Below are 21253 nucleotides of genomic sequence, written 5' to 3' on the forward strand. Positions count from 1 at the left end.
CCTGGGCGTGGCGGAGCGGTTCTATCGGGTCGTGGCTCGGTTCTCACCAGCGGCGACCAGCCGTTCTGGCTCGTGGAAGGCGGCATCACCAACGACGAACTTGCGCCCACCAGAACACCGTCCACCTCGGCATGCCTGGCCTCGACCGCCTCGCCGCCCGCCGTCGCCGCGACGGCCTTGGTCTAGAGGTCGATGACGACCTTGCCGTGTACGTGCCGGCCAGCCTGGAGCTCGGCCGCGCGGCGGATCTGCTCGATCGGGAAGCTTGCCGCGACAGGCACCCGGAGCCGGCCGGCCGCGACCAGGCGGGCGATCTCGTCCAGGGCGCCGGCAGCGGCGTTCGCGCCGTTGGCCGCCGGCACTCCGTCGACTTGCGCGGCGACGGTGCAGATGCGGCCGTCCGGAACGCCGAGTTCCCTTGCGGTGTGCACTGTCTCCGTCCCGTGCAGGTCGATGGCGGCGGTGACGCCGAGGGCTCGGACGCGGTCGGCCAGGCCGTCGCCATAGGCCACCGGCTCGGCTCCGAGGTCGCGCAGGAAGTCGGCCGATGTCGCCGATCCCGTGCCGATCACGCGCGCTCCGGCGATCCGGGCCAGCTGGACGGCGAACACCCCGACTCCGCCGGCGGCGCCGCCGATCAGCACGGTGTCGTCCGGGCCGGGGGAGACCACGGCGAGAGCGGCGGATGCCGTGCGGCCGGCGATCGCGAGGGTGGCGGCGGTGCGGTCGTCCACGCCGTCGGGGGTGTGGTGGGCCTCGTTCGCCGCGATCTCCCCGGCCGCGTCGATCACCACGAAGTCGGCGACCGCGCGGGACAGGGCGCTCCCGAAGACCCGGTCGCCCGGTGCGAAGCCGGTCACCCCGGCACCGACCTGGTCGACCACTCCCGCGTAGTCGGTCCCGAACCCGGCCGGGAGGCTCAGGCCGAACCGGGCGGCGGTGTCCGCGTCGGCGGTCATGATCCAGTCCATCGGGTTCAGGCCGGCCGCGGTGACCCGCACCCGGACCTGTCCCGGGCCTGCCTGCGGAGCGGGAATCTCACGGAGGTCCAGGACTTCGGGACCGCCGAACGAATCGAGCTGGACCGCCCTGCTCCCGGCCGTCGACGGGTGAGCGCTCTGGTGCTGCATGGACGCCTGTCTCCTTGATGTGAGGGAACGCAGCGAAACGGACTATGCTCCGTTTACCTGGATGACCCTAACACAACCGGAGCGTGATCCGTTTTGAGTGAGGCGGAGCTGCGTGAACCGCGGGCGGACGCAGCCCGTAACCGCGACCAGTTGCTCGCGGTGGCGACCCGCATGTTCGTGTCGGCCGACGCCGAGCCGTCGATGCGGGCGATCGCCCGCGAGGCCGGCGTCGGCATCGCCACGCTCTACCGGCACTTCCCGACCCGCGAGTCGCTGGTCGACGCGGTCTACCGGGACCAGGTCGGGCGACTGACGACCGGCGCCCGCGCACTGCTCGACGAGCTGGCGCCGGCCGCGGCGATGCGGCGCTGGATGGACTTGTTCGGCGACTGGATCGCGACCAAGAACGGCATGCTCGACACGCTGCTCGCGATGATCGAGTCGGGCGAGATCGCCCATGCCCAGACCCGGACCGAGCTGCTGGCGGCCATCACCACGATTCTCGACGCCGGCCGCGCGGCGGGCGACCTCCGCTCCGACGTCACCGCCGAAGACATCGCCGCTTCCCTCATCGGCATCTTCACCGTGGCACCCCGGCCCGAGCATGAAGCCAAGGCCGGTCGCCTGCTGAACCTCCTGATGGACGGCCTCCGCCCGCCGCCCGGCTGAGCCGCCTCAAGCCGGGCCGATCCGGCGACGGGTTCCTCCGCACCTACGACCGCGACCCGGAGAAGGCGTCGGGTTGTAGTTCGGCGATCCACTGGGCGAGGGCGGCGAGGGTGGTTTCGGCACTGCCGGCCATGTAGCGGCGGAGAGCGTCCAAGTCGGCGCGGGTGCTTCCCAGGACCGGGTCGAGGCGCAGGAGCTGCCAGGACTGCCGGACGAGAGAGCCTCGGCCCTGGGGCCGGAAAGTCCAGTTCCAGCGCACGATGCCCTCCTCGGCCCCGCCGACGACAAAGCCGAAGGCGGACCCGGGATCGGCTTGGACGACCTGGGATCGAGTGGTCCACTGCTTGCCGTCTCGGCGGTTGGTGCCGCTGAACCAGGCCCCGACCCACGGACCGGCGCCGTCGTCGTAGGAAACGCCGTCGGCGGTGGGGCTCCAGTGGCTGATCGCGGATACGTCGCTGATCAGTGCGTAGACGTGGGCCGGGTGGCGTCGACCCAGGCGCTCCTGGTGAACGCGAAATCGGCTGCGTCGAGCCGGCTGGCGGTGGTCAAGATCGGAACTCCCGGGGTGCGTGCGGTGTGCCGGATCGGCAACCCCCACTTCACCGGCGGGCGGGTGGGTGAACCAGGCCCGCCGTTGCCTACCCCCGGCTGGGGCAGGCTGAGCGAGGCCGAGGACCCGATACTGGAGCCATGACCGGAAAGACGCAGCTCGGAGACTTCCTGCAGGCGCGGCGATCCCAGCTGCGCCCCGAGGACGTCGGCATGCCGACCTATGGCGAGCGCCGGCGCGTGCCGGGGCTGCGGCGCGAGGAGCTGGCCCTGCTGGCGGGGGTGAGCGCCTCCTACTACACGCGGCTCGAGCAGGGGCGGTCGCCGAGTGCCTCCGCCGAGGTACTGGACGCGCTCGCCGTGGCGCTGCGGCTCGACGAGTCCGAGCGGCGGCACCTGCACGAGCTGGCTCGGGCGAACCGGCACCGCCCCCGGGACCGGCGGCCGGCGCCGGAGCGCGTGACCGAGGCGACCGGCCAGCTGCTGGACGTACTCGCGGACGTACCCGCGATCGTGCTCGGCCGGCGCAGTGACGTCCTGGCCTGGAACCGGCTGGGGCACGCGCTGTTCGCGGGCCACCTGGACTTCGACGCTCCGGAGACGCCGGCGCGGCGGCCGAACATGGCCAGGCTCGTGTTCCTGGACAGCCACACCCGCGAGCTCTACGCCGACTGGCCGGCCAAAGCCCGGGCAGTGGTGGGAAACCTGCGTCTGGTGGCGGGTCAGCACCCGGACGACACGGCGTTGTACGCGCTGGTGGGCGAGCTGAGCGCGAAGAGCGCCGAGTTCGCTTCCCAGTGGGCCGATCACCGGATCAAGGCGTGTGCCATCGCCCCTTACGAGATGCGGCACCCGCTGGTCGGAGCGCTGACCGTCCTGCAGCAGACCTTGAGCAGCGGACCTGGTCCCGCCGTCGTGGTCGCGACCACGGAGGCCGATTCGCCTTCTCGAGCCGCGCTGACCCTGCTCGGTCAAGCCATCGACCACCACACCGTCCCGGCACCGCCCAACTCCCGGGTGCCGGTCTGACCTTTCGCCCGGACCACCCGGTCCGGACCGAACTCACCACCCGCGTGCGCGCCGGTGTGTCGCTGACGCGCGCCCGAAACCAGTGAAGGAACCATGTTCGAGAAGCTCTCCAAGTCCGCTGTGTCCGCGACCGTCCTCGTCGCGGCGGGTGTCGTCGCGGTGACCGCCGCTCCGGCCTCGGCCGCGTCCGCACCGCTGTGCGACGCGAGAATCGCCGTGCACTTCGATCTGGCCGCCGGTCAGACACCGGAAAACATCGCACTCAGCCCGGGTGGCGCCTTCGTCACCTTCGCGGAAGGCCGCCAGATCGCCGAAGTGTCTCCCGGCGGAACCATCCGGGTCCTGGCCACCTTGCCCAAGCCCGCCGACGGCGGTGTTCACACCCCGGTGCTGGGCTTCCCGCTGACCGTCGGCATCACCCGAGCCGGCGACGGCACGCTGTATTTCCTTTACGCCACCGGCACGTCCGACCTCACCGGTGTGTGGCGCCTGCGTCCCGGCGGCCGTCCGCAACGGATCGCCGCGCTGCCCGCCGACGGCCTGCCCAACGGGCTGGCGCTGGACCCGCGCTCCGGCACCCTGTACGTCACCGACTCCGTGCTCGGCACCATCTGGCGGGTGCCCGTGACCGGAGGCGTGCCCACCGCCTGGTCGACCGCTCCCGAACTGGCGGCCGGCGGCTTCCTCGGCGTCAACGGCCTGAAGCTGCGTGACGGGGCGATCTGGGCCACCAACCTCGACCAGGGCACCGTCCTGCGCATCCCGATCCGGCGCGACGGCGGTGCCGGCGAGGTGCGGACGGTGGCCACCGGGCTGACGGGCATCGACGACTTCGCCTTCACCGGCCGTGGGGACCAGCTGCTGGCCGCGCTCGACGGTCCGAGCGAAGTCGCGCTCGTCCAGCCCGACGGCCGCCACTCGACCGTGTTGACCGCGGCCGACGGCCTGCAGAACCCCACGTCCGTCGCCGTGCGCGGCAGCACCGTCTACGTGCTCAGTGCCGCCTACGTCACCGCCGAAGATCCGAACCTGGTCGTGGCCCACCTCGGTCGCTGACGTCGCTCACCCACGAGCCCGCGCGGTGTGGTGATCCGGGCAAGCCGGTGTCACCACACCACGCGGGTTCCGGGGAGTCAGCCTCGGTGCCACTTCTGGTTCGCGGTTCCCGCGCAGTCCCACAGGATGAGCGGCGCCCGGTCGTCGCCGTTCCAGGCCTTGATGTCGACGCACTTGCCGGCCTGCGGGTTGACGAGATCACCGGCCGGGGTGAGGACGAACCGCTGGGCGGGGTCGCCGCTGCAGGTGGCGACCTGGATGACCGCGCCCCGCTCCCGGGAACCCCAGGCGACGTCCATGCACATGTTGTTCGGGACCCTCAGCGTTTCGCCGGTGAAGGTCCAGTCCTGGGCGATGGTGTTGTTGCAGGCGAAAGTCTGCAAGTGGACGCCGTCGGCGAAGTTCCGCTTCGGCACGTCGATGCACTTGCCGTTCCAGTCGCTGATCAGCCTGGTGCCGGAGGCGGGGGACCCGCCGCCGGTGAAGCTGTTCAGGGTGATGCCCGCGGCCCGGGGGCTCCCGTCGTTCACCAGGGACTCGAAGTTGCCGACGTCGTCGAACGCGAACGCGTAGGCCTTGCCGTCGGCCATGCTCGCGTGCACCAGTTTCGCGTATTGGTTGGTCGGGTTGTTCTGGTAGAAGTCGGCGTTGTTCCCGCCCGGCTGGGTGTCGATGCGGCCCAGGGTGCCGCGGTTGAGCGCGGCGCACAGCGTGCGGGCGATCGGCCCGACGACCTGGTCGTTGGGCGCGCCGAGGGCGCCGTCGCAGCCCCAGACGTTCGCCGAGGTGGGTTTGGCGAACGAGGCGACCTGCCGGCCGGCGCCGTCGGTGAAGTTCATGACGGTGCCGGCGGTGCGGCCGAAGTACTTGGTGTTCGGCTGGTCGGCGAACGGGACGACGGTGAGCACCTTGCCGGTGTAGGCGTTCCAGGCCGACGAAATGTACGAGTCGAGGTAGCTGCTGCCGAGTTGTCCGGCATCGGCCGCCTTGCCCGGGGCCAGTACGCGCAGCACCGTGCCGTCCTGGCGGGTCTGCACGGAACCGGCCCAGCCGGGCTGGGCCTTGATGCCGTTGATGACGTTGTCGCGGCCGCCCGGAACCAGCGTGCCGGTCGACTTCACGGCACCGGAACCCGTCGTCACGCTCACCGTGTGGGGCACGGCGAACATGTCCACTTGGGAACTGTTCAGCCACAGGCCCGCGTCGTTGTAGGTGAACTCGCTCCAGTCGAACAGGATGTCGCGGTTGGCGTCGCCGCCCGCCCAGGGTGCGGGCTGGACCAGACCACCCGGGGCGAGGAAGAACTTCAGGCGCTCGCCGAGGGAGAAGTAGACACGACCGGAGATGCCGCGGGGGACCTGGACGGTCGTGGTGCCGCCGTTGCCCGGGCCGGGGATGGAGACGTCCGGTGCCGGAACCGGGGGAGTACCACCGGGGCCCCAGGCGGTGAAGACGCCGCCCGCGTTGACGTACCCCAGCTTGCCGGTGCTCAGGTCGACGCCGAGGACGTAGAGGTGGACCGCGTCCGCGCGGCCGGTGTTGTTGGTGATGGACAGCGGGAGGAGAGCGGGGCCGGAGGCCGCGGCCGGGGCAGCACCGCCCCACACCGCCATCGACGCGAACGCCACCAGCGTGACGACGATCGCGGACAGTTTTCTTCGAGTGCGCAACAGTAACTCCTTTCTGGTGGATGGGAACGTAGACACGTACCGCTCGCACGTCCATGGTCCGGACGAAGTTGAGGTCGTCGGTGCACTGCCGCTGCCCGGACAGCCGTAGGGGCGGAGTCACGTTGGGTAGCCGCGGGAAGGCGGAATTCCGCCGGCACATCGCGACGCCTCCGGACCGCGGCGGGTCTACAGTGGAGTGACGGTGATCCGCGGCATGGCCGCTGACCTGCGTCAGGTCGCTCGTCGGAAGCTCGCCGTTTTACCATCCATCGATAGAATGCCGCCATGACCCGGCACCGGATGGTGGTCGTCCTGCTCGAGGACGTCCTGCCGCTCGACTACGCGATCCCGGTCCACGTGTTCGGCCGAGAGGCGTCGGAGGCGTACGACCTCGTGACCGTGTCCGTCGGCGGTGGTGCGGTGCCGGTGGCCGGGGGGACCACGGTGGTTCCGGACGGCGGGCTGGAGCTGCTGCGCCGGGCGGGCACGATCGTCGTTCCGGGCTACGCCGACGCCGTGGATCGCGAGTTGCCCGGCTCACTGATGCGAGCGCTGACGAGCGCGCACCGGCGCGGCGTCCGGATGGTGTCCATCTGCTCCGGGGCGTTCGCCCTGGCACGGGCCGGCATCCTCGACGGGCTGACCGTGACCACCCACTGGTCGTTGTGCGCGGAGCTGGCCGAGCGCTTCCCGGCGATCACGGTCGACCAGTCGGTGCTCGTGGCCGGTACCGCGTCGGTCCTCACGTCGGGTGGCGTCACCGCGGGGGTGGATCTTTGCCTGCACCTGCTGAACGTCGATCTCGGAGCGGCCGCCGCGCGGCACGTCGCGCGGCGCATCGTCATGGCGCCGCGTCCGGCGGACGGCCAGCAGCAGTTCGTGGAGAAATCGGTCGTCCCTCCCGGCGACGACGTCATCGCCCTGGCCCGGCAGTGGATGCTCGTGTCGCTGGAGCAGAACCTGTCGGTCAAGGACCTGGCCACCCGGTTCGCCATGTCGGAGCGGACCTTCCACCGGCGCTTTCGCGAGAAGACCGGTGTGCCGCCGTTGACCTGGCTGCGCGACCAGCGCATCGCCCGGGCCAAGGAGCTCCTGGAGAACTCGGAACTGTCCATCGAGGACATCGCGCGTCGCGTCGGGTTCGGCACGGCGACGAACTTGCGGGTGCAGTTCCGGCGCGCGACGAACGTTTCGCCGCGCGAGCACCGGAAGTCCTTCACCTTCGACCGCGCCTGATGGTGGCAGCAAGCTTTCGATAGTCGGCAGTACTGCCACTGTCCGCCGGGTGCCGCCCGAGTCCAGGCTGAGGGCATGAACCAGCCGACCTTCGTTCTCGTCCACGGCGCCCTGACCGATGCTTCGGTGTGGCGCCGGGTCTCCGTGCGCCTGCAGGATGCGGGCCACCCCGTCATCGCGCCGTCTTTGCCCATGCGCGACTTCGACGGCGACGTCGCCTACCTCAAGCGGTTCCTCGGCTCGCTCACCGGCCCGCTCGTGGTCGCCGCGCACTCCTACGCCGGGGCCGTCATCTCGGCTCCCGACGCCTTGACCGAGGACGTCCGATCGCTCGTGTTCGTCACCGCTTTCCAGCAGGACGCGGGGGAGACGGCCGGTGCGCTCAACGGGAAGTTCCCGGGAAGCCTGCTCATCCCGGAGAACCTGGCCGTGCGGGAGTACCCCGGTGGCACGGAGATCTACCTCCGGCCGGACAAGTTCGGCGAGGTCTACGCCGGCGATGCCGGCGCCCGTGAGCAGAAGATCCTCGCCGCCGCCCAGAAGCCGTTCGACCCGGTCACGCTGGACGGCAGCTTCACGAACGCCGCCAGCTGGCACACCTTGCCGTCGTGGGCCGTCGTGTCCACGAAGGACAACTCCATTCCCACCGAGGTCCAGCGGTGGATGGCCGAACGAGCGGGTTCCACCGTTGTGGAGGTCGACTCCTCCCACGCCGTCCCGCTGGTGCATCCCGAAGTGGTGGCGGAGACCATTCTCAGGAGCGTGCCGATCGTGGCATGCGGCGGCGAGGCATCTGCGATGCTTACCTCCGAGGGAATTGGTTCGGTGCGCCCGGTGCCGCAGACTTCAATCATGACCAGTTACCGGATCCACACCGCCGACACCGCCGACGAAGCCGCGAAGGAGCCGCTCAAGGTTCTTGAAAGCGCTTTCGGGTTCGTGCCCGCCGCGGCCGGCCTCATGGCGAACTCGCCGGCGCTGATCAACACCTTCTTCGCCGCCTTCGGTCACTTCCGGGGCGGGGGCACGTTCGGTCCGGACGAGCGGCAGGTCCTGTTGCTGTCCAACGCGGTCGCCAACCGCAGCGAATGGGCGGTCGCGTTCCACACGCTGGAGTCGCTCCAGGACGGCGTCGAGCCGGCCGTGGTCGAGGCGATCCGCGAGGGCAGGGTTCCCCCGAACCCGAAGATGGCGGCGCTGTCGGCGTTCACCCGGTCGTTGATCGAGAAGCAGGGACACGTCGACGACGCGGAGGTGGTGACGTTCACGTCGGCGGGCTTCACCGAGGAGCAGGTCTTCGAGGTGATCACCGGAGTGGCGATCTCGGCGATGACGAACTACACGGCCAATCTCGCCGGGCCGCCGCTGGAGGATTCCGTGCTGCCGCACGCCTGGAAGACGGGATGTTCGACGGGTGCCTGACTTCTTCCCGATGAACGACGAGACCCGCGAGCCGTTCCTGCACGGGCAATGGTCGCCGACGACGGAGAACTGAACGTCGGGTGCGAGAGGCTCAGCTCGTCATCACCGCGCGCCGGACGGTCTCCCGCAGCAGGGAGCGGCGTCCCTCGTGCTGTTCCGAGGGCTCGTCCGCGGTCGCCGCGTAGACGTTGCTGACCGGTGACCACGCCATCGACATCGCGATGACCACGGCCATCACGTCGAACGGGTCGCCGGGCCGCACCAGCCCGGCGGCCTGGGCCTCGGCGATCGCCCGCAGCTTCCGGTCGTCGAGCCGGTCGGCGTCGGGGACGAGGTGGCCGGCCGGACGCCGCTCCAGGCGGGCCCAGGTCGCCAGGCGGATCAGGTCGGGGCGGCGCAGGTACTCGTCGTAGAGGCGCACGGCCCAGTCCGCGAGGTCGGTGGCGTCGATCGGGACGACGTTCACGATCCGCTCCAGCGAAGCGAAGAAGATCGCGTCGAACAGCTCGTCCTTGCTGCCGAAGTACGCGTAGAGCTGCGCTTTGTTGGTGCGCGCCGTGCTCACGATCCGCTCGATGCGGGCGCCCGCGATCCCGTGCTCCGCGAACTCCCGGGTCGCCGCCTCGAATATGCGGTCGCGGGTCGCGGTGCCGCGGGCGGTCGTGGGGTGGTCGGCCATCGGTCGAGCCTACCAAACAGAACAGTTGGTTTGCTTTTCTGGGAGGCCGCGCCTACGGTGAAATAGACCGAACAGTCTGTTTGAACAGGAGTCGACATGCGGACAACCACGGGATGGGGAGTGGATGGCGAGGCCTCGGCGCTGCGGCGGGTGCGCCTCGAACGGCGGGACCTGCGTCCGGACGACATCGCGGTGCGGGTCGACTACTGCGGTGTCTGCCACACCGACATCCACTCCGTCGACGCTCATGCCGGCGGCCTTCTCGTGCCGGGCCACGAGTTCACCGGAGGGGTGACCGAAGCCGGTCCCGAGGTCACACGGTTCGCCGTCGGCGACCCGGTGGCCGTCGGCAACATCGTCGACTCGTGCGGTGTGTGCGTCATGTGCGAAGGCGGGCAGGAGAACTTCTGCCGCGAGTTCCCGACCCTGACCTACGGCGGTACCGACCGCCGCGACGGCTCGACGACGTCGGGGGCCTACGCCCGCGAGTACGTCGTCCGCGACCGCTTCGCCTACCTCCTCCCCGCCGGGCTCGACCCGGCGGCCGCGGCGCCGCTCCTCTGCGCCGGCGTCACCGTGTGGGAGCCGTTGCGCAGCCTCGGTGTGGGGCCGGGCACGCGGGTCGCGGTCGCGGGGCTGGGCGGGCTCGGGCACCTCGCGGTCAAGTTCGCCGTGGCGCTGGGCGCCGAGACGACGGTCATCAGCAGGTCGGCGGGCAAGGCCGAAGACGCCCGCCGGCTGGGTGCCGAGGGCGTCGTCGTCTCCACGGACGAGGACCAGCTGGCCGCCGCCCGGGACCGGTTCGACGTCGTCATCGACACGATCTCCGCGCCCCATGACCTCGGTCCGTACCTGAGGCTCGTCGCCGTGGACGGAACGCTCAGCCAGCTCGGCCACCTCGGGCCCGTCACCGTCGAGACGATGGATCTGCTCGTGGGGCGCAAGAAGCTGACCTCGGCCGGCAGCGGCGGCCGCCCCGCGACCGCCGCCATGCTGGCCTTCTGCGCCGAGCACGGCGTCACCGCCGACGTCGAAGTGCTCCCGTCGGCGCGAGTGAACGAAGCGCTCGACCGCCTGCGGCGCAACGACGTCCGCTACCGCTTCGTGCTGGACCTGGCGGACCTGAGCTGATGGTCACGACCCGAGCGTGAACCGTTGGGCGGTGGTCGTGTTGCAGTCGTAGATCCGGAGCCGGTCGCCGGGCTTGCCGGCGTTGTCCGGGTCGTCGAGGCAGCGTCCCGAGCCGACGTTGCGCAGCGTCCCGTCCGTGCCCGAGGTCCATTGCTGGGCCGGGCTTCCGTTGCAGTCCCACAGCTGCACGGGCGTGGTGTTCGCCGTACCGCCGTTGACGACGTCGAGGCACTTCCCCAGCGTCCGCAGGGAACTGTCACCCGGTGCGCTCCACCGTTGCGCGTCAGTGCCGTTGCACCCGTACAACTGCACCGCCGTTCCCGACGCGGGGTAGGCGCCGGCGACGTCGGTGCAGAGCCCGGCCGGGCCGGTGACCGGTGCGGGCGGGAAGCGCCACGCCTGGTCCGTGGTGGTGGCGCAGTCGGCGAGGCGCATCCCGTCCCCGGCCGCCGTGGCGGCCAGGCAGCGGCCGGAGTTCATCAGCTTGCCGGCCGTGGTCAGGGTCCACGCCTGCGCGGGCGTTCCGTTGCACGTGTAGAGCTGGACCGGCGTCCCCGCGGCCGTCGAGCCGCCGGCCACGTCGAGGCACTTGCCGAGGACCCGTACCGTGCCGGCGGTGGGCGGGGCGAACTGCTGACCCGCCGAGAAGTCGCACCCGGCCAGCTCCAGCGCCGTGCCGTCGGCGGTCTGTCCGTTGTGGACGGCGAGGCACAGTCCGCCGCGGCCGCTCACCTGGCCCGCGGCGGGGTTGCCGGCGGCGCTGCCGGTCAGCGTGACGGTGTGCCGGGCGTTCGACGGCAGGCTCGCCGTCGTCACCGTGACCGTGCGCGAGGTGGCATTGTACGACCACGCCGTCTCGGGCAGCCGCTGACCGTCGACCGAGACCGCGGCCGGCGCGGCGGAGTTGGCCAGCCGGAGGGTGTAGGCCCGGGCGGGCGCGGTACCGGACGCCGGGTCGACGGTGAGCGTCTTCGCCGAGTCCTGCCAGCCGAACCGGGTGGTCGACGACGCCCCGGCGCCCTCACCGGAGTCCTCGTACAGCGAGAAGGTCCCGTCGGCGCCCGCGGTCACGTTCAGCGTGAGCTGGTCGAGCGGTGCGGCGGCGTTGTCGACGTAGTTCGTGCGGAGCGGGACGATGCCGCCCGCCTTCACCAGCACCGGCATCTCCGACAGCGGCTTGGTGATCGTCGCCGTCGACGGTCCCGTGTAGACGGTGCCGGTGAAGTAGTCGGTCCAGGTGCCCGGCGGGATCCACGCCGTCACCGAGCCGCCGGCCGCGGTGATCGGGGCGACGAGGACGTTGTCGCCGTAGAGGTACTCCTGCGGGTGGGTGTAGGCGGCGTCTTGGTCCGGGTAATTCAGGTAGAGCGGCTGCGTGATCGGCACGCCGGTCTGGTTCGCCTGACGCGCCAGGGTGTAGGTGTACGGGACGAGCGATTCGCGCAGGCGCAGGAACTTCTCCGCGCTGTCGCCCGCCGCGCCCGGGTAGTCCCACGGCAGGCGGTCGCCGTGGTCGGAGTGCAGCCGGTCGACGGGCTGGAACGTGCCCAGCTGCAGCCATCGTGCGTAGAGCTCGTCGGGCAGGTGGCCGCCGTGGAAGCTGCCGATGTCGTGGCTGACGTTGCTGAGCCCGGCGGCCGCTTCGTCCGGCGTGAAGTGGGCTTCGTAGGCGAGCATGTCCCAGCTCATGGGGGTGTCCCCGGTGAACTGGAGCGTGTTCCGGCGCTCCGACCACGGGCCGAGCGGGTAGCTGCTGTGGATGCCGCCTTGTTCGGCGCCGCCGATGCGGCCGAAGGAAAAGCCGCGCAAGCCCTGTGCCGCCGCGTGGTCCGCGTACGCCTGGTTGATGAAGTTGTCCGGTGCGACACCCGGGTCCGAGGCGGTCGAGCGGCCGCAGCCGCTGCAGTAGTCCAGCCACCACGTGCGGACACCTTGGGCGTCGAACGGCTTGTGCAGGTCGAAGTAGGAGCGCAGGTGCGCCGGGTTCGACCAGTCCCAGACGTAGTTCCCGCCGTCGGGGATCAGGCCGCCCGCTGTCGCGTTCGCCGCCGCGAACCGCGGATCGTTGCCCGCGATGGACGTGTGGACGTTCAGCGAGACGGCCAGGTTCTGCTGCTTCGTCCAGTTCAGGAAACCCTGCGGGTCGGGGAAGAGCGCGGTGTTCCAGTTCCAGCCGTTCCACTGCGAAGGTGACTTCCAGTCCGTGTCGACGACCAGCCAGTCGATCGGGGTGAAGGTCGACCGGAACTTCGGCAGCAGCGTCGTGCGGTAGTCGTTGTCGGAGTAGGCGAAGTAGCGGGAGAACCAGACGCCGTAGGCGGAGCGCGGCAGCGGCGCGGTACCCCCGGCGAGCGCGTTGAGGTCGGCCAGGCCGTGCTTGAAGTCCTTGCCGTAGCCGAAGAAGTAGCCGTCCTGGTAGGGCTGCGTGCCGTGCGACGGCCGGTCGGTGATCGTCCGGTCGGCGTTGAGCACGGCGGAGCGGGTGTCGTCGAGCAGGTACCAGCCGTCGCGATCGAGCAGACCGGGGTGTTCCGGCGTCGGGACGGCTTCCGGGTTGTCGAGCGAACGGTCCCAGCCGCCCAGCACGGACTTCGGGCCCGCGCCGTAGGCGGTGGTGAGCAGCGACGTGTCGGCGGTGGGGTAGCCCGCCGTGGCCGTGGTGACGGCGAGGCTGTCGAGGTTGACGTTGCCCGAGTCGCCGGACTTCCGGTCGATGCGGACGGAGTTCGTCCCGGCGTTGAACGGGACCGTCACCGACGCGGTCGCCCAGGTGTTCCAGGAAGACGTCGGCGGCAGCGACAACTTCGGTCCGGGCGCGCCGTTGACCGTGGTCGAGAGGGTGCGCGTGGTGGTCTGGCCGTCGCCGCCCTGGGCGTTCGCGTAGCGGACCGTCAGCTTGTACTGCCCGGCCGAGGGCACGGCGGAGACGTCCTGGGTGAGGGCCGCCCCGGTGGAGCCGAACCCGGCGAGGAACCCCGAACCGGTGTTGCCGGTGTGGTCGTAGGCGGTCGACGCCGAGCCGCCCGGGACGCCGTTCTCGGCTTCGCAAGCCGTGCCGAAGGCGCAGTAGGACGGGAAGAGCGGAGTCGCGGTGACGTTCGTCGTCGTGAGCTGGACGGAGGTGTTGTCCCGGGTGAACGGCCCGCTGTTCTGCCGGTACCGCAGCGTGAGGTTCGCGGTCCGGATCTCGCGATAGCCACCGCTCACCGTGGTCGTGTAGCTCGGCGCGGGGAAGGACCGGCTGGCGGCAGTGAAGGTGGTCTGGTCCTGGAAGTGGTCGTCGCCGGCGTACTCGAGCCGGATCAGCGTCGGCGTCAGCACTTCGAACCGCGCGTGGCCGTCCTGGACGACGACTTGGTCCGCCCGGGCGGCCGGTGCGTCCTGTGCGGCCGCGGTTCCCGCGACCGTGATCAGGATCGCCGTCATCAGGGGGATCGTCTTCAGCGACATGTGCACTCCTCGCCCACGCTCCGAGCCCGGCGCAACCACTGTCAACGTTGTCCACAAGACAAGTCAGCCGCCGAATGCAGCATCCCGCCGCGTCAGCCGGTGAGTTCCTGGGTGCCCAGCACGGCCAGCAGCGCCAGGCGTTCGGCGTCGTCCGAGCCGGGCTCGGCGGTGTAGACCATGATGCGCTGGTCGCTGCCCGCGACGGTGAGCATGTCGCAGTCCAGGCTCAGCGGTCCCACGTGCGGGTGATCGACGATCTTCCGCGCGGACTCGTAGTGGGCGACCGCGCCGGAGTCCCAGAGCTCACCGAACCGGTCGCTGTTCGCGCGCAGCTCGGCGACCAGCCGCCGCAGCTGCCGATCGGCGGGGTAGCGGCCCGCGGCGGCGCGCAGGTCGGCGACGAGGCTGTGTTCCATGGCCCGCCTCGACTCCGGCGTGTGGCGGACCCGGGTACCCGGGCCGAGCAGGTTGCGCCACACGGCGTTGCGTTCGTGCGTCCGCGATCCGGCCTGGTCGCCCATCAGCGCCGCGTAGGGCGGGTTGGCGACCAGCAGCGTCCAGCACGCGTCGAACACCGCGACCGGCGTTCCGGTGAGCCGGTCGAGCAGGCGTTGGACGCTTGGCGTGATGTAGGCGGGCACGGCATCGGGGCCGGGTGGGGCCAGCTCGGCCAGGTGGAACAGGTGTTCGCGCTCGACCCGGGACAGTCGCAGTGTCCGGGCGAGGGTTTCGATGACCTGGACCGAGGGGTGGGACGCTCGCCCCTGTTCGAGGCGGGTGATGTAGTCGGCGGATATCCCGGCCAGCATGGCCAGTTCCTCGCGACGAAGGCCCGCGGCGCGCCGATGTCCGCCGGCGGGGAGGCCGACGGTGTCCGGAGAGACCCGGTCGCGCCAGCGCCGCACCGCCTTCCCGAATTCGGAGTTCGCCATGTCCGCCAGTGTGCGCCGGCCGCGCCGGATCTGCCTGGTACCAGCAGTCCCAGGAAGACCGGACGACTGGCAGCCACCGTTCGCCCGACCGAACCTGGTGCCAGGGAGACGAAAGGAATTCTCATGACACTCACCGGATCCCCGGTCTTTTTCATCACCGGCTGTTCGACCGGCCTCGGTCGCGCACTGGCCACGTACGTGCTGGAGCGCGGCTGGCGGGCGGCGGTCACGGCCCGCGATCCGAAGACGGTCGCGGACCTCGTCGGCCGCCACGGCGATCGCGCGGTGGCGCTGTCCCTCGACGTGACGAGCCCGGAGCAGGTCACCGACGCGGTCAAGCGGGCGGAGGAGGTCTTCGGCCGGATCGACGTCCTGGTCAACAACGCCGGGTACGGTTACCTGGCCGCCGTCGAAGAAGGTGACGATGCCGAGGTCCGCGCGCTGTTCGACGCGAACGTGTTCGGTCTGGTCGAGGTCACCAAGGCCGTGCTGCCCGGCATGCGTGCCCGGCGCTCCGGCCACGTCGTGAACATCTCTTCGCTCGGCGGGCTGGCCGGGTTCGGCGCGACCGGTTACTACCACGCGACGAAGTTCGCCGTGGAAGGCTTGTCGGAGTCCTTGGCCGCCGAGGTGGCCCCGCTGGGCATCGGAGTGACCATTGTGGAGCCCGGCGCGTTCCGCACCAACTGGTCCGGTCCGTCGATGAAGCAGTCCCCGATCCGTATCGACGACTACGCCGAGACCGCCGGCAAACGCCGTGACGCGACGTTGGCCACGTACGGCAGCCAGCCCGGCGACCCGGCCCGTGCCGCCGAGGCCATCGTCACCGTGCTCGAGGCCGAAGAGCCGTCGTTGCGGCTGGTGCTCGGCACGGCCGCGCTGAAGGTCGCCCGCGGGAAGCTCGATGCCCTGCAGCGCGACTTCGCCCGCTGGGAAAACCTCAGCGAGAGCACGGAAGTGCCCGGATGACCATCCTCGCCGGCCGGCGGTCGGGTCGAGCTCAGCCGGCGGGTTGGGGATGGGTGTTGTGTCGTTGGGCTTCGTGGAGTTGGTCTTCGAGGGTGATGATGCGGCATGCGGCGTCGATGGCTGTGCCTTGGTCGACGAGGTGGCGTACGCGTGCGGCGGTGCGCAGTTGGTGGCGGGAGTAGCGGCGGTGCCCGCCGGTGGAGCGTTGGGGTTGGATCAGGCCGGCTTCGTCGAGGCTGCGCAGGAAGTTCTGGGTGACGCCGAGCATGTCCGCGGCCCGGCCTGTGGTGTAGGCGGGGTAGTGCTCGTCGTCGAACTTGCCGGCCGGTCTGGGGGCGGCCGGGTGGTGTTGGTCTGGGATCATGTGGCCTCCACAGCATGAGGGACCCCGGGTGCCGCGCACGGCACCCGGGGTCCCCGGGGTTGGGTTTCACCATTGTCGACCGGCGCGACCGCCGGCTTCGTGTACTCGCGTCGTCCGGTCGAGAGGTGGACGAGGCAAGGATCGCTTATTCGTAACCGAGAACCACCTGCCAATCTGATGGGACTGCGGTACCCGCGCGGCGTTGCTGCTCGGCCGCTGCGGGCGATCCAATGATGTGCCCTTTCCCTTCTCTTCGGTGTGTTCTTCTTGCTGGGTGCTGCTGTCGCGGTCGTCACCGGCGGGAGCCCTTTCACCGATCGGCCCCAGCGCGCGTGCTACCGCGGGCCACTGCCCGGAACCCCTTACTGTGATCGGTCCCGGCCACCTGGCTTTTCTACTGCCTACTGCGATCTGTTCAACTGCGGGTACTGCTGATGTTGCGGACTACCTGGTTACTGCGTACTTCCTTGCTCTCGCGGGCATTCGACCTGCGCCCACGTCGTGCACTGCTCCGGTCACCAGCCGGGACCTGTTCACTGATTGGCCCCGTGCTGCCTGACCGCTTGTCTCACTTCGCGGGTAGTTACGTCTTCTCCCGCGCCTGTTTGACGTTGTCTCTCTCGGTACGAGGAGAACTCTACACACACCCGGCCCCGAATGTCTAATCCGGCCGCCATAGATTTACTGCTTGACCCGAACGAGGTGCGTCACCTTGCGGAGTCGCAGGTGAACGCCCGGACTACGCCGAGCCGCGGCTCGGCCACCGGCCGGCTCCGAGCAGGTGGTGCCGGGGTGTCCGCCGCCGATGACGACCACTTCGGCGGTCCCGGTCACTGCGGTTGCGGGAGGTAGGGCTTCAGCCGCTCGGCCAGCGATTTGCGGGTCGCGGCGGCCACCGGGCCGGGGTCCTCCTGGCCGACGTGGCGTCCGGCGACGGTGTCGGCGACGAACCGCGCTACCGCGTCGGGGGCCGGCACGAGGTCGTCGCCGCCTTGGTGCGCGATGACGACCAGGTCGTCGGTGGGGTCGGTTTCGACGGCGAGCGACCACCCGCGCCGTTCGCTCCACACCAGCATGACGTCGTGGTCGGGCCGGTCGAGCCAGCGCCGGGGCAGCCCGAGGTAGGCGGTGGCGGTGTCGCTGATCTCGACCGTGGTGCTTTCGTCCGGGACGCCGACTGCGGCCGCGACTGCCCGCGCGTATTCGCTCAGGCCGCGTTCGAGGGTTCGGGTGTCGGGTTCGGGGTGTTCCATGCTCGCCACGCTAGAGGGCCTCCGATCGGCGTGCCGGGCGGCCGGCTGGAGCGGATCGTGGGAGGTCGGCGCACGAAGAGTCACCTCGGGCTGAGGGCCCGGCGCCAGTAACCCGTGACACTGCGGCGCAGCCGCTCGGTGTCGACGATCTCGGGGTCGAGCAGCCGTTGCAGGGCGATCCCGCGGAGCTGGCCGACGACGGCGATGGCGACTTCGGCGGGGCTGACGCCGGGGTCGATGGTGCCGTCCGCGATGCCGGCCTCGACGTCGTCGCTCAGGTCGGCGCGGAAGGCCGTATCGCGTTCGCGGAAGATCGGGGCCAGGTCCGGCTGGGTGGCCGCTTCGGTCCACAGCAGCAGGAAAGCCCGGTTGAACACGCCGATCCGGCCGAGTTCGCCGAGGTAGCCGTCGATCAGCCGCAGCAGGCGGTCGAGGCCGGGCGGCAGGTCGTCGAGGCCGGGCACGAACCCGGCCTGGGTGGCGCGGGCGAGCCGTTCGACCAGCGCCTGCTTGGCGCCGAAGTGGTGGGTGACGATGCCGCGGCTGTAGCCGGCGCGCTCTCCGACGCGAGCGAGGGTCAGTGAGCGCACGCCTTGTTCGACGACCAGTTCGGCGGCGGCGGTCAGCAGTGCGGCTTCGGCCTGGTCACGGCGTTCCTGCTGGGTGCGGCGGGTGGTCGTCATGGACCGAGTCTAGCAAAGTAATTTGCGTGTCGGCCAACAAGTATGTGTAGTGTGGCGTCAGTCAACTCGACCTGTGGAGGTTCTGATGATCGAAATCGACGACCGCGAGCTCGACGCCCTGCTCGCCGACGACCCGGGCGGCCCGGTCGTGATGCTCAACCTGCTGCGGTTCCGCCCGGACGGCGGCCGCGAAAGCTACCAGCGCTACGCCGAGGCCCTCGGCGGTGCGATCAACGCCCGCTACGGCTTGGCGGTGGAGTACCTCGGCAACGGCGGCCGGGCGCTCGTCGCCGAGGACGGGCAGGCCTGGGACATGGTGGTGCTGGTCCGCTACCCGGACCGGAAGGCGTTCGCGGACATGATCCGCGACCCCGAGTACCAGGCGGTCGCTCACCTGCGCAGCGAAGCGCTGGTGGAGTCGGTCCTGCAGCCGACCACCCCGGTCGGGCTCTGATGCCCGCGGTCTTCGTCCACGGCAACCCCGAGACGGCGGCGGTGTGGGAGCCGCTGCTGGCCGAGCTGGCTGCCGTCCGGTCCGACCTGCTCTGCCTTTCCCCGCCCGGCTTCGGCGCGCCGCTGACCGCCGGGTTCGGCGCCACCCACGCGGACTACCGGGACTGGCTCGTCGAGGAGCTGGTGGCGTTCGGCGAGCCGGTCGACCTGGTGGGTCACGACCTGGGTGGCGGGCACGTCGTGAACGTGGTACTGAGCCGCCCGGAGCTCGTCCGCAGCTGGGTCAGCGACGTGCTCGGGGTCTACGACCCGGGGTACGAATGGCACGAGCTGGCTCGCCGGTGGCAGACGCCGGGTGTGGGCGAAGCCGACGTCGCGGCCCGGTTCGGCGGGACGGCCGAGCAGCGCACGGCGGTGCTCGTGGAGCGGGGGATGAGCCCGCCGGTCGCCGCCCGCGTCGCGGAAGGTCAGGACGAGGCGATGGGCCGCACTGTGCTCACTCTTTACCGATCGGCCGCCGAAGCCGGCGTCCCCGGTCTCGGGCTGGAGCTGGAACGTGCGGCGGCCCGGCCGGGACTGGCCATCCTGGCCACCGCCGACCACGTCGTGGGCACCGAGGAGCAACGCCGTCGGGCGGCCGCACGCGCGGGCGCACGGGTGGCGGTGCTCGACGGTCTGGGTCACTGGTGGATGACCGAGGATCCCGCCCGCGGCGCCGCGGCCTTGACCGAGTTCTGGCGGACGATCCGCTGAGCCCTCATCCTCACCGGTTCAGGGCGGCCTGATTTTCGACCGACGCGAGCTGCTGTGCGACGTCTTCCGGTACACGTACGCCGGAGCTGCGAAGGTCGTCGATCAGCTGGGTGACGAGGGGGTCGCGGGGGCTGGTGGTCATGGCGACGAGGCGGCGCGTCCAGCGAGGGTCGAAAGGCCGGACCACTCCCGGGAATCCGGCGGCGATGGCACTGATGGGGACGACGGTGACGCCCAGTCCGGCCGCGGCCAGCTGGGGCGCGTGGGTCGTCACCGCGGTGCGGACCACGACCGAACCGCGCAGGTCGAGGCCTTCGAGGCGGCTCTCGATCCACCCGCCGAGACCGTTTTCGGGGGCGAAGGCCACGAACGGCTGCCCCTGCAGATCCGGTGTCCGGATGGCGTGGGCGGCGACGAGCGGATGCCGGGGTGGGAGGGCCACGACGATCTCCTCCTCGGCGACCGTGGTCGTCTCGAACCCGGCGTCGCCGGGGTCGGAGAACAGCAGGAGATCGGCCTCGCCCGCCTCCAGCATGGCGAAGCTCCGTTCCAGGTCCGCGCTCTCGTGGAGGGAGAGCGTGACGTCGGGGCGGTCGAGGCTCCAGCGGGCCAGCACCGGTGCCAGCAAAGGCACCGTGAGGCTCTGCGCGTACACCACCCGGATGGTGCCGCCGACGCCCTGCCCGACGGCGCGGGCCAGCCGGATGGCGTCGTCCGCGGCCGCCACGGCCCGGTGCGCTTCGGGCAGCGCCGCACGCCCGGCCGCGGTGAGGCGGACCCCGCGGCGGTCGCGGATCAGAAGTGCGGTCCCGGCTTCCCGTTCGAGAGCGGCCAGCTGATGGGAGATCGCGGGCTGCGAAAGATGGAGGTGCCGGGCGGCGCGGGTCACCGACCCCAGATCGGCGGCGACGATCAGGCACTCGAGCGCTCTCAAGCTGGGCATAAGAAAAAGTTATCATAACTCGAATTTATATCGATCCTAAGACGGGAATCGCTGTTCCGCGACCGAGGTTGGACACGCAGACACACCGCGCGTCCCGCGCCCCACCGGAGGAGCATCCGATGACGTATTCGTTGAAGGACAAGGCTGTCCTGCTCGTGGGAGGCGGTTCGGACATCGCCGCCGCCTTGGCCGCCGACCTGCTCGAGGAGGGGGCGCGGGTCACGCTCGCGGGCCGGGACCTCGAAAAGACCGCCATCGCGGCGAAGGCCGTCGGGGACACCGTCGAGGCCACCGCCCTCGACCTCGCGGACGAGGGCTCGATCCAGGCGGCCGCGGGTCGGTTCGCGGACGGGATCGACCACCTCGTCAGTGTCGCCGCGGCGCGGGCCAACGGGCCGATCGGCTCGTTGGAACGCGGTGCGCTGCTCGCGGCCTTCGACGCCAAGGTCGTCGGCCCGATCCTGCTGGCCGAACACTTCGCCCCCTTGATCGCGGAGAGCGGCTCGCTGCTGTTCTTCTCCGGCCTGGCCGCTTGGCGGCCGGCTCCGGGAGGCGTCGTGATGGCGACCACCAACGGCAGCGTGAGCACGCTCGCGGCCGCCCTCGCGGTGGAGCTGGCACCCACTCGTGTCAACGTCATCGCGCCCGGCGTGATCACCACGAGTGCCTGGGACACCACGGTTCCCGACAAGCAACAGCTGTTCCGGCGCGTCGCCGCCTCCGTACCGGCACGCCGGGTCGGGGAGCCGTCCGACGTCTCGGCCGCCGCCCTCGCCGTGCTGGCCAACCCGTTCATCACCGGCGAGACCCTCCACGTCGACGGCGGCGGGCGCTGGGCCTGACCCCGGCGACCGGTACCGCCCCCCGACAGGAAAGAGA

General features: G+C 70.7%; 20 protein-coding genes. 10 read left to right on the forward strand and 10 right to left on the reverse strand.

All coding sequences use genetic code 11. The features are described from left to right. Positions 1–182 precede the first annotated feature (182 nt). Positions 183–1130: an NADP-dependent oxidoreductase gene (locus AB0M59_RS15140; protein ID WP_364614473.1), complete on the reverse strand. Its 948-nt coding sequence runs from the start codon at positions 1128–1130 to the stop codon at positions 183–185. A gap of 93 nt (positions 1131–1223) precedes the next feature. Here AB0M59_RS15140 and AB0M59_RS15145 point away from each other — a divergent pair, with 93 nt between their 5' ends. Then, positions 1224–1799 (forward strand): helix-turn-helix domain-containing protein, encoded by a 576-nt coding sequence (locus AB0M59_RS15145; protein WP_364614476.1) that lies wholly within the window; start codon positions 1224–1226, stop codon positions 1797–1799. A gap of 43 nt (positions 1800–1842) precedes the next feature. Here the strand turns inward: AB0M59_RS15145 and AB0M59_RS15150 are convergent, their stop codons facing one another. Continuing rightward, positions 1843–2400: an SRPBCC family protein gene (locus AB0M59_RS15150; protein ID WP_364614479.1), complete on the reverse strand. Its 558-nt coding sequence runs from the start codon at positions 2398–2400 to the stop codon at positions 1843–1845. Between the two features lie 92 nt (positions 2401–2492). Between AB0M59_RS15150 and AB0M59_RS15155 the strand changes: the two genes are divergently transcribed. Together AB0M59_RS15155 and AB0M59_RS15160 are read left to right on the forward strand one after the other, a co-directional pair. After that, entirely contained in the window at positions 2493–3380 is an 888-nt protein-coding gene (locus AB0M59_RS15155) for a helix-turn-helix transcriptional regulator (protein WP_364614482.1), read from the forward strand. A 93-nt stretch (positions 3381–3473) separates the two neighbouring features. Then, positions 3474–4436 (forward strand): hypothetical protein, encoded by a 963-nt coding sequence (locus tag AB0M59_RS15160; RefSeq protein ID WP_364614485.1) that lies wholly within the window; start codon positions 3474–3476, stop codon positions 4434–4436. A gap of 77 nt (positions 4437–4513) precedes the next feature. On the opposite strand, the gene AB0M59_RS15165 is transcribed toward AB0M59_RS15160, so the two are convergent. Next, the gene (locus AB0M59_RS15165) at positions 4514–6106 is read right to left on the reverse strand and encodes a beta-1,3-glucanase family protein (protein WP_364614488.1); all 1593 of its coding nucleotides are present in this window, start codon (positions 6104–6106) and stop codon (positions 4514–4516) included. A gap of 285 nt (positions 6107–6391) precedes the next feature. On the opposite strand from AB0M59_RS15165, the gene AB0M59_RS15170 reads away from it, so the two are divergent. Together AB0M59_RS15170 and AB0M59_RS15175 are read left to right on the forward strand one after the other, a co-directional pair. After that, positions 6392–7342, forward strand: a complete 951-nt coding sequence (locus AB0M59_RS15170; protein WP_364614491.1) for a helix-turn-helix domain-containing protein — start codon at positions 6392–6394, stop codon at positions 7340–7342. Positions 7343–7417: 75 nt separating this feature from the next. Continuing rightward, entirely contained in the window at positions 7418–8764 is a 1347-nt protein-coding gene (locus tag AB0M59_RS15175) for an alpha/beta fold hydrolase (protein ID WP_364614494.1), read from the forward strand. Positions 8765–8855: 91 nt separating this feature from the next. On the opposite strand, the gene AB0M59_RS15180 is transcribed toward AB0M59_RS15175, so the two are convergent. Then, on the reverse strand, positions 8856–9443 hold the full coding sequence (locus tag AB0M59_RS15180) for a TetR family transcriptional regulator (protein WP_364614497.1): 588 nt from the start codon (positions 9441–9443) through the stop codon (positions 8856–8858). Positions 9444–9539: 96 nt separating this feature from the next. On the opposite strand from AB0M59_RS15180, the gene AB0M59_RS15185 reads away from it, so the two are divergent. Next, complete coding sequence (locus tag AB0M59_RS15185; protein ID WP_364614500.1) at positions 9540–10574, forward strand: NAD(P)-dependent alcohol dehydrogenase; 1035 nt, start codon at positions 9540–9542, stop codon at positions 10572–10574. Between the two features lie 3 nt (positions 10575–10577). On the opposite strand, the gene AB0M59_RS15190 is transcribed toward AB0M59_RS15185, so the two are convergent. Both AB0M59_RS15190 and AB0M59_RS15195 read right to left on the reverse strand, forming a co-directional pair. Beyond that, positions 10578–14024, reverse strand: a complete 3447-nt coding sequence (locus AB0M59_RS15190; RefSeq protein WP_364614503.1) for a ricin-type beta-trefoil lectin domain protein — start codon at positions 14022–14024, stop codon at positions 10578–10580. A gap of 92 nt (positions 14025–14116) precedes the next feature. After that, positions 14117–14956, reverse strand: coding sequence for a helix-turn-helix transcriptional regulator (locus AB0M59_RS15195; RefSeq protein WP_364614506.1), 840 nt, complete (start codon positions 14954–14956; stop codon positions 14117–14119). Between the two features lie 123 nt (positions 14957–15079). On the opposite strand from AB0M59_RS15195, the gene AB0M59_RS15200 reads away from it, so the two are divergent. Then, positions 15080–15925, forward strand: coding sequence for an oxidoreductase (locus AB0M59_RS15200; RefSeq protein WP_364614509.1), 846 nt, complete (start codon positions 15080–15082; stop codon positions 15923–15925). A gap of 31 nt (positions 15926–15956) precedes the next feature. On the opposite strand, the gene AB0M59_RS15205 is transcribed toward AB0M59_RS15200, so the two are convergent. The 3 genes from AB0M59_RS15205 to AB0M59_RS15215 form a co-directional block, all read right to left on the reverse strand. Continuing rightward, complete coding sequence (locus AB0M59_RS15205) at positions 15957–16289, reverse strand: helix-turn-helix domain-containing protein (RefSeq protein WP_364614512.1); 333 nt, start codon at positions 16287–16289, stop codon at positions 15957–15959. 830 nt (positions 16290–17119) lie between these two features. Further along, positions 17120–17542, reverse strand: coding sequence for a DUF6292 family protein (locus AB0M59_RS15210; RefSeq protein WP_364614515.1), 423 nt, complete (start codon positions 17540–17542; stop codon positions 17120–17122). 80 nt (positions 17543–17622) lie between these two features. Then, positions 17623–18225, reverse strand: coding sequence for a TetR/AcrR family transcriptional regulator (locus AB0M59_RS15215; protein WP_364614518.1), 603 nt, complete (start codon positions 18223–18225; stop codon positions 17623–17625). An 85-nt stretch (positions 18226–18310) separates the two neighbouring features. Here AB0M59_RS15215 and AB0M59_RS15220 point away from each other — a divergent pair, with 85 nt between their 5' ends. Both AB0M59_RS15220 and AB0M59_RS15225 read left to right on the forward strand, forming a co-directional pair. Continuing rightward, positions 18311–18679, forward strand: coding sequence for a DUF1330 domain-containing protein (locus AB0M59_RS15220; RefSeq protein WP_364614521.1), 369 nt, complete (start codon positions 18311–18313; stop codon positions 18677–18679). Continuing rightward, complete coding sequence (locus AB0M59_RS15225) at positions 18679–19431, forward strand: alpha/beta hydrolase (RefSeq protein ID WP_364614524.1); 753 nt, start codon at positions 18679–18681, stop codon at positions 19429–19431. The genes AB0M59_RS15220 and AB0M59_RS15225 overlap by 1 nt, the downstream gene beginning before the upstream one ends. Before the next feature lie 10 nt (positions 19432–19441). Here the strand turns inward: AB0M59_RS15225 and AB0M59_RS15230 are convergent, their stop codons facing one another. Beyond that, complete coding sequence (locus tag AB0M59_RS15230; RefSeq protein ID WP_364614527.1) at positions 19442–20374, reverse strand: LysR family transcriptional regulator; 933 nt, start codon at positions 20372–20374, stop codon at positions 19442–19444. 119 nt (positions 20375–20493) lie between these two features. On the opposite strand from AB0M59_RS15230, the gene AB0M59_RS15235 reads away from it, so the two are divergent. After that, positions 20494–21216, forward strand: coding sequence for an SDR family oxidoreductase (locus tag AB0M59_RS15235; protein WP_364614530.1), 723 nt, complete (start codon positions 20494–20496; stop codon positions 21214–21216). Positions 21217–21253 lie beyond the last annotated feature (37 nt).

The organism is Amycolatopsis sp. NPDC051371 (genome assembly GCF_040682155.1).
In the GTDB taxonomy this organism is placed as follows: Bacteria; Actinomycetota; Actinomycetes; order Mycobacteriales; family Pseudonocardiaceae; genus Amycolatopsis.

Coding starts and splice junctions, on each gene's coding strand:
- AB0M59_RS15140 (WP_364614473.1), bottom strand. CDS start 1,130: ATGCAGCACCAGAGCGCTCACCCGTCGACGGCCGGGAGCAGGGCGGTC.
- AB0M59_RS15155 (WP_364614482.1), top strand. CDS start 2,493: ATGACCGGAAAGACGCAGCTCGGAGACTTCCTGCAGGCGCGGCGATCC.
- AB0M59_RS15160 (WP_364614485.1), top strand. CDS start 3,474: ATGTTCGAGAAGCTCTCCAAGTCCGCTGTGTCCGCGACCGTCCTCGTC.
- AB0M59_RS15170 (WP_364614491.1), top strand. CDS start 6,392: ATGACCCGGCACCGGATGGTGGTCGTCCTGCTCGAGGACGTCCTGCCG.
- AB0M59_RS15175 (WP_364614494.1), top strand. CDS start 7,418: ATGAACCAGCCGACCTTCGTTCTCGTCCACGGCGCCCTGACCGATGCT.
- AB0M59_RS15180 (WP_364614497.1), bottom strand. CDS start 9,443: ATGGCCGACCACCCCACGACCGCCCGCGGCACCGCGACCCGCGACCGC.
- AB0M59_RS15185 (WP_364614500.1), top strand. CDS start 9,540: ATGCGGACAACCACGGGATGGGGAGTGGATGGCGAGGCCTCGGCGCTG.
- AB0M59_RS15190 (WP_364614503.1), bottom strand. CDS start 14,024: ATGTCGCTGAAGACGATCCCCCTGATGACGGCGATCCTGATCACGGTC.
- AB0M59_RS15195 (WP_364614506.1), bottom strand. CDS start 14,956: ATGGCGAACTCCGAATTCGGGAAGGCGGTGCGGCGCTGGCGCGACCGG.
- AB0M59_RS15200 (WP_364614509.1), top strand. CDS start 15,080: ATGACACTCACCGGATCCCCGGTCTTTTTCATCACCGGCTGTTCGACC.
- AB0M59_RS15205 (WP_364614512.1), bottom strand. CDS start 16,289: ATGATCCCAGACCAACACCACCCGGCCGCCCCCAGACCGGCCGGCAAG.
- AB0M59_RS15210 (WP_364614515.1), bottom strand. CDS start 17,542: ATGGAACACCCCGAACCCGACACCCGAACCCTCGAACGCGGCCTGAGC.
- AB0M59_RS15215 (WP_364614518.1), bottom strand. CDS start 18,225: ATGACGACCACCCGCCGCACCCAGCAGGAACGCCGTGACCAGGCCGAA.
- AB0M59_RS15220 (WP_364614521.1), top strand. CDS start 18,311: ATGATCGAAATCGACGACCGCGAGCTCGACGCCCTGCTCGCCGACGAC.
- AB0M59_RS15225 (WP_364614524.1), top strand. CDS start 18,679: ATGCCCGCGGTCTTCGTCCACGGCAACCCCGAGACGGCGGCGGTGTGG.
- AB0M59_RS15230 (WP_364614527.1), bottom strand. CDS start 20,374: ATGCCCAGCTTGAGAGCGCTCGAGTGCCTGATCGTCGCCGCCGATCTG.
- AB0M59_RS15235 (WP_364614530.1), top strand. CDS start 20,494: ATGACGTATTCGTTGAAGGACAAGGCTGTCCTGCTCGTGGGAGGCGGT.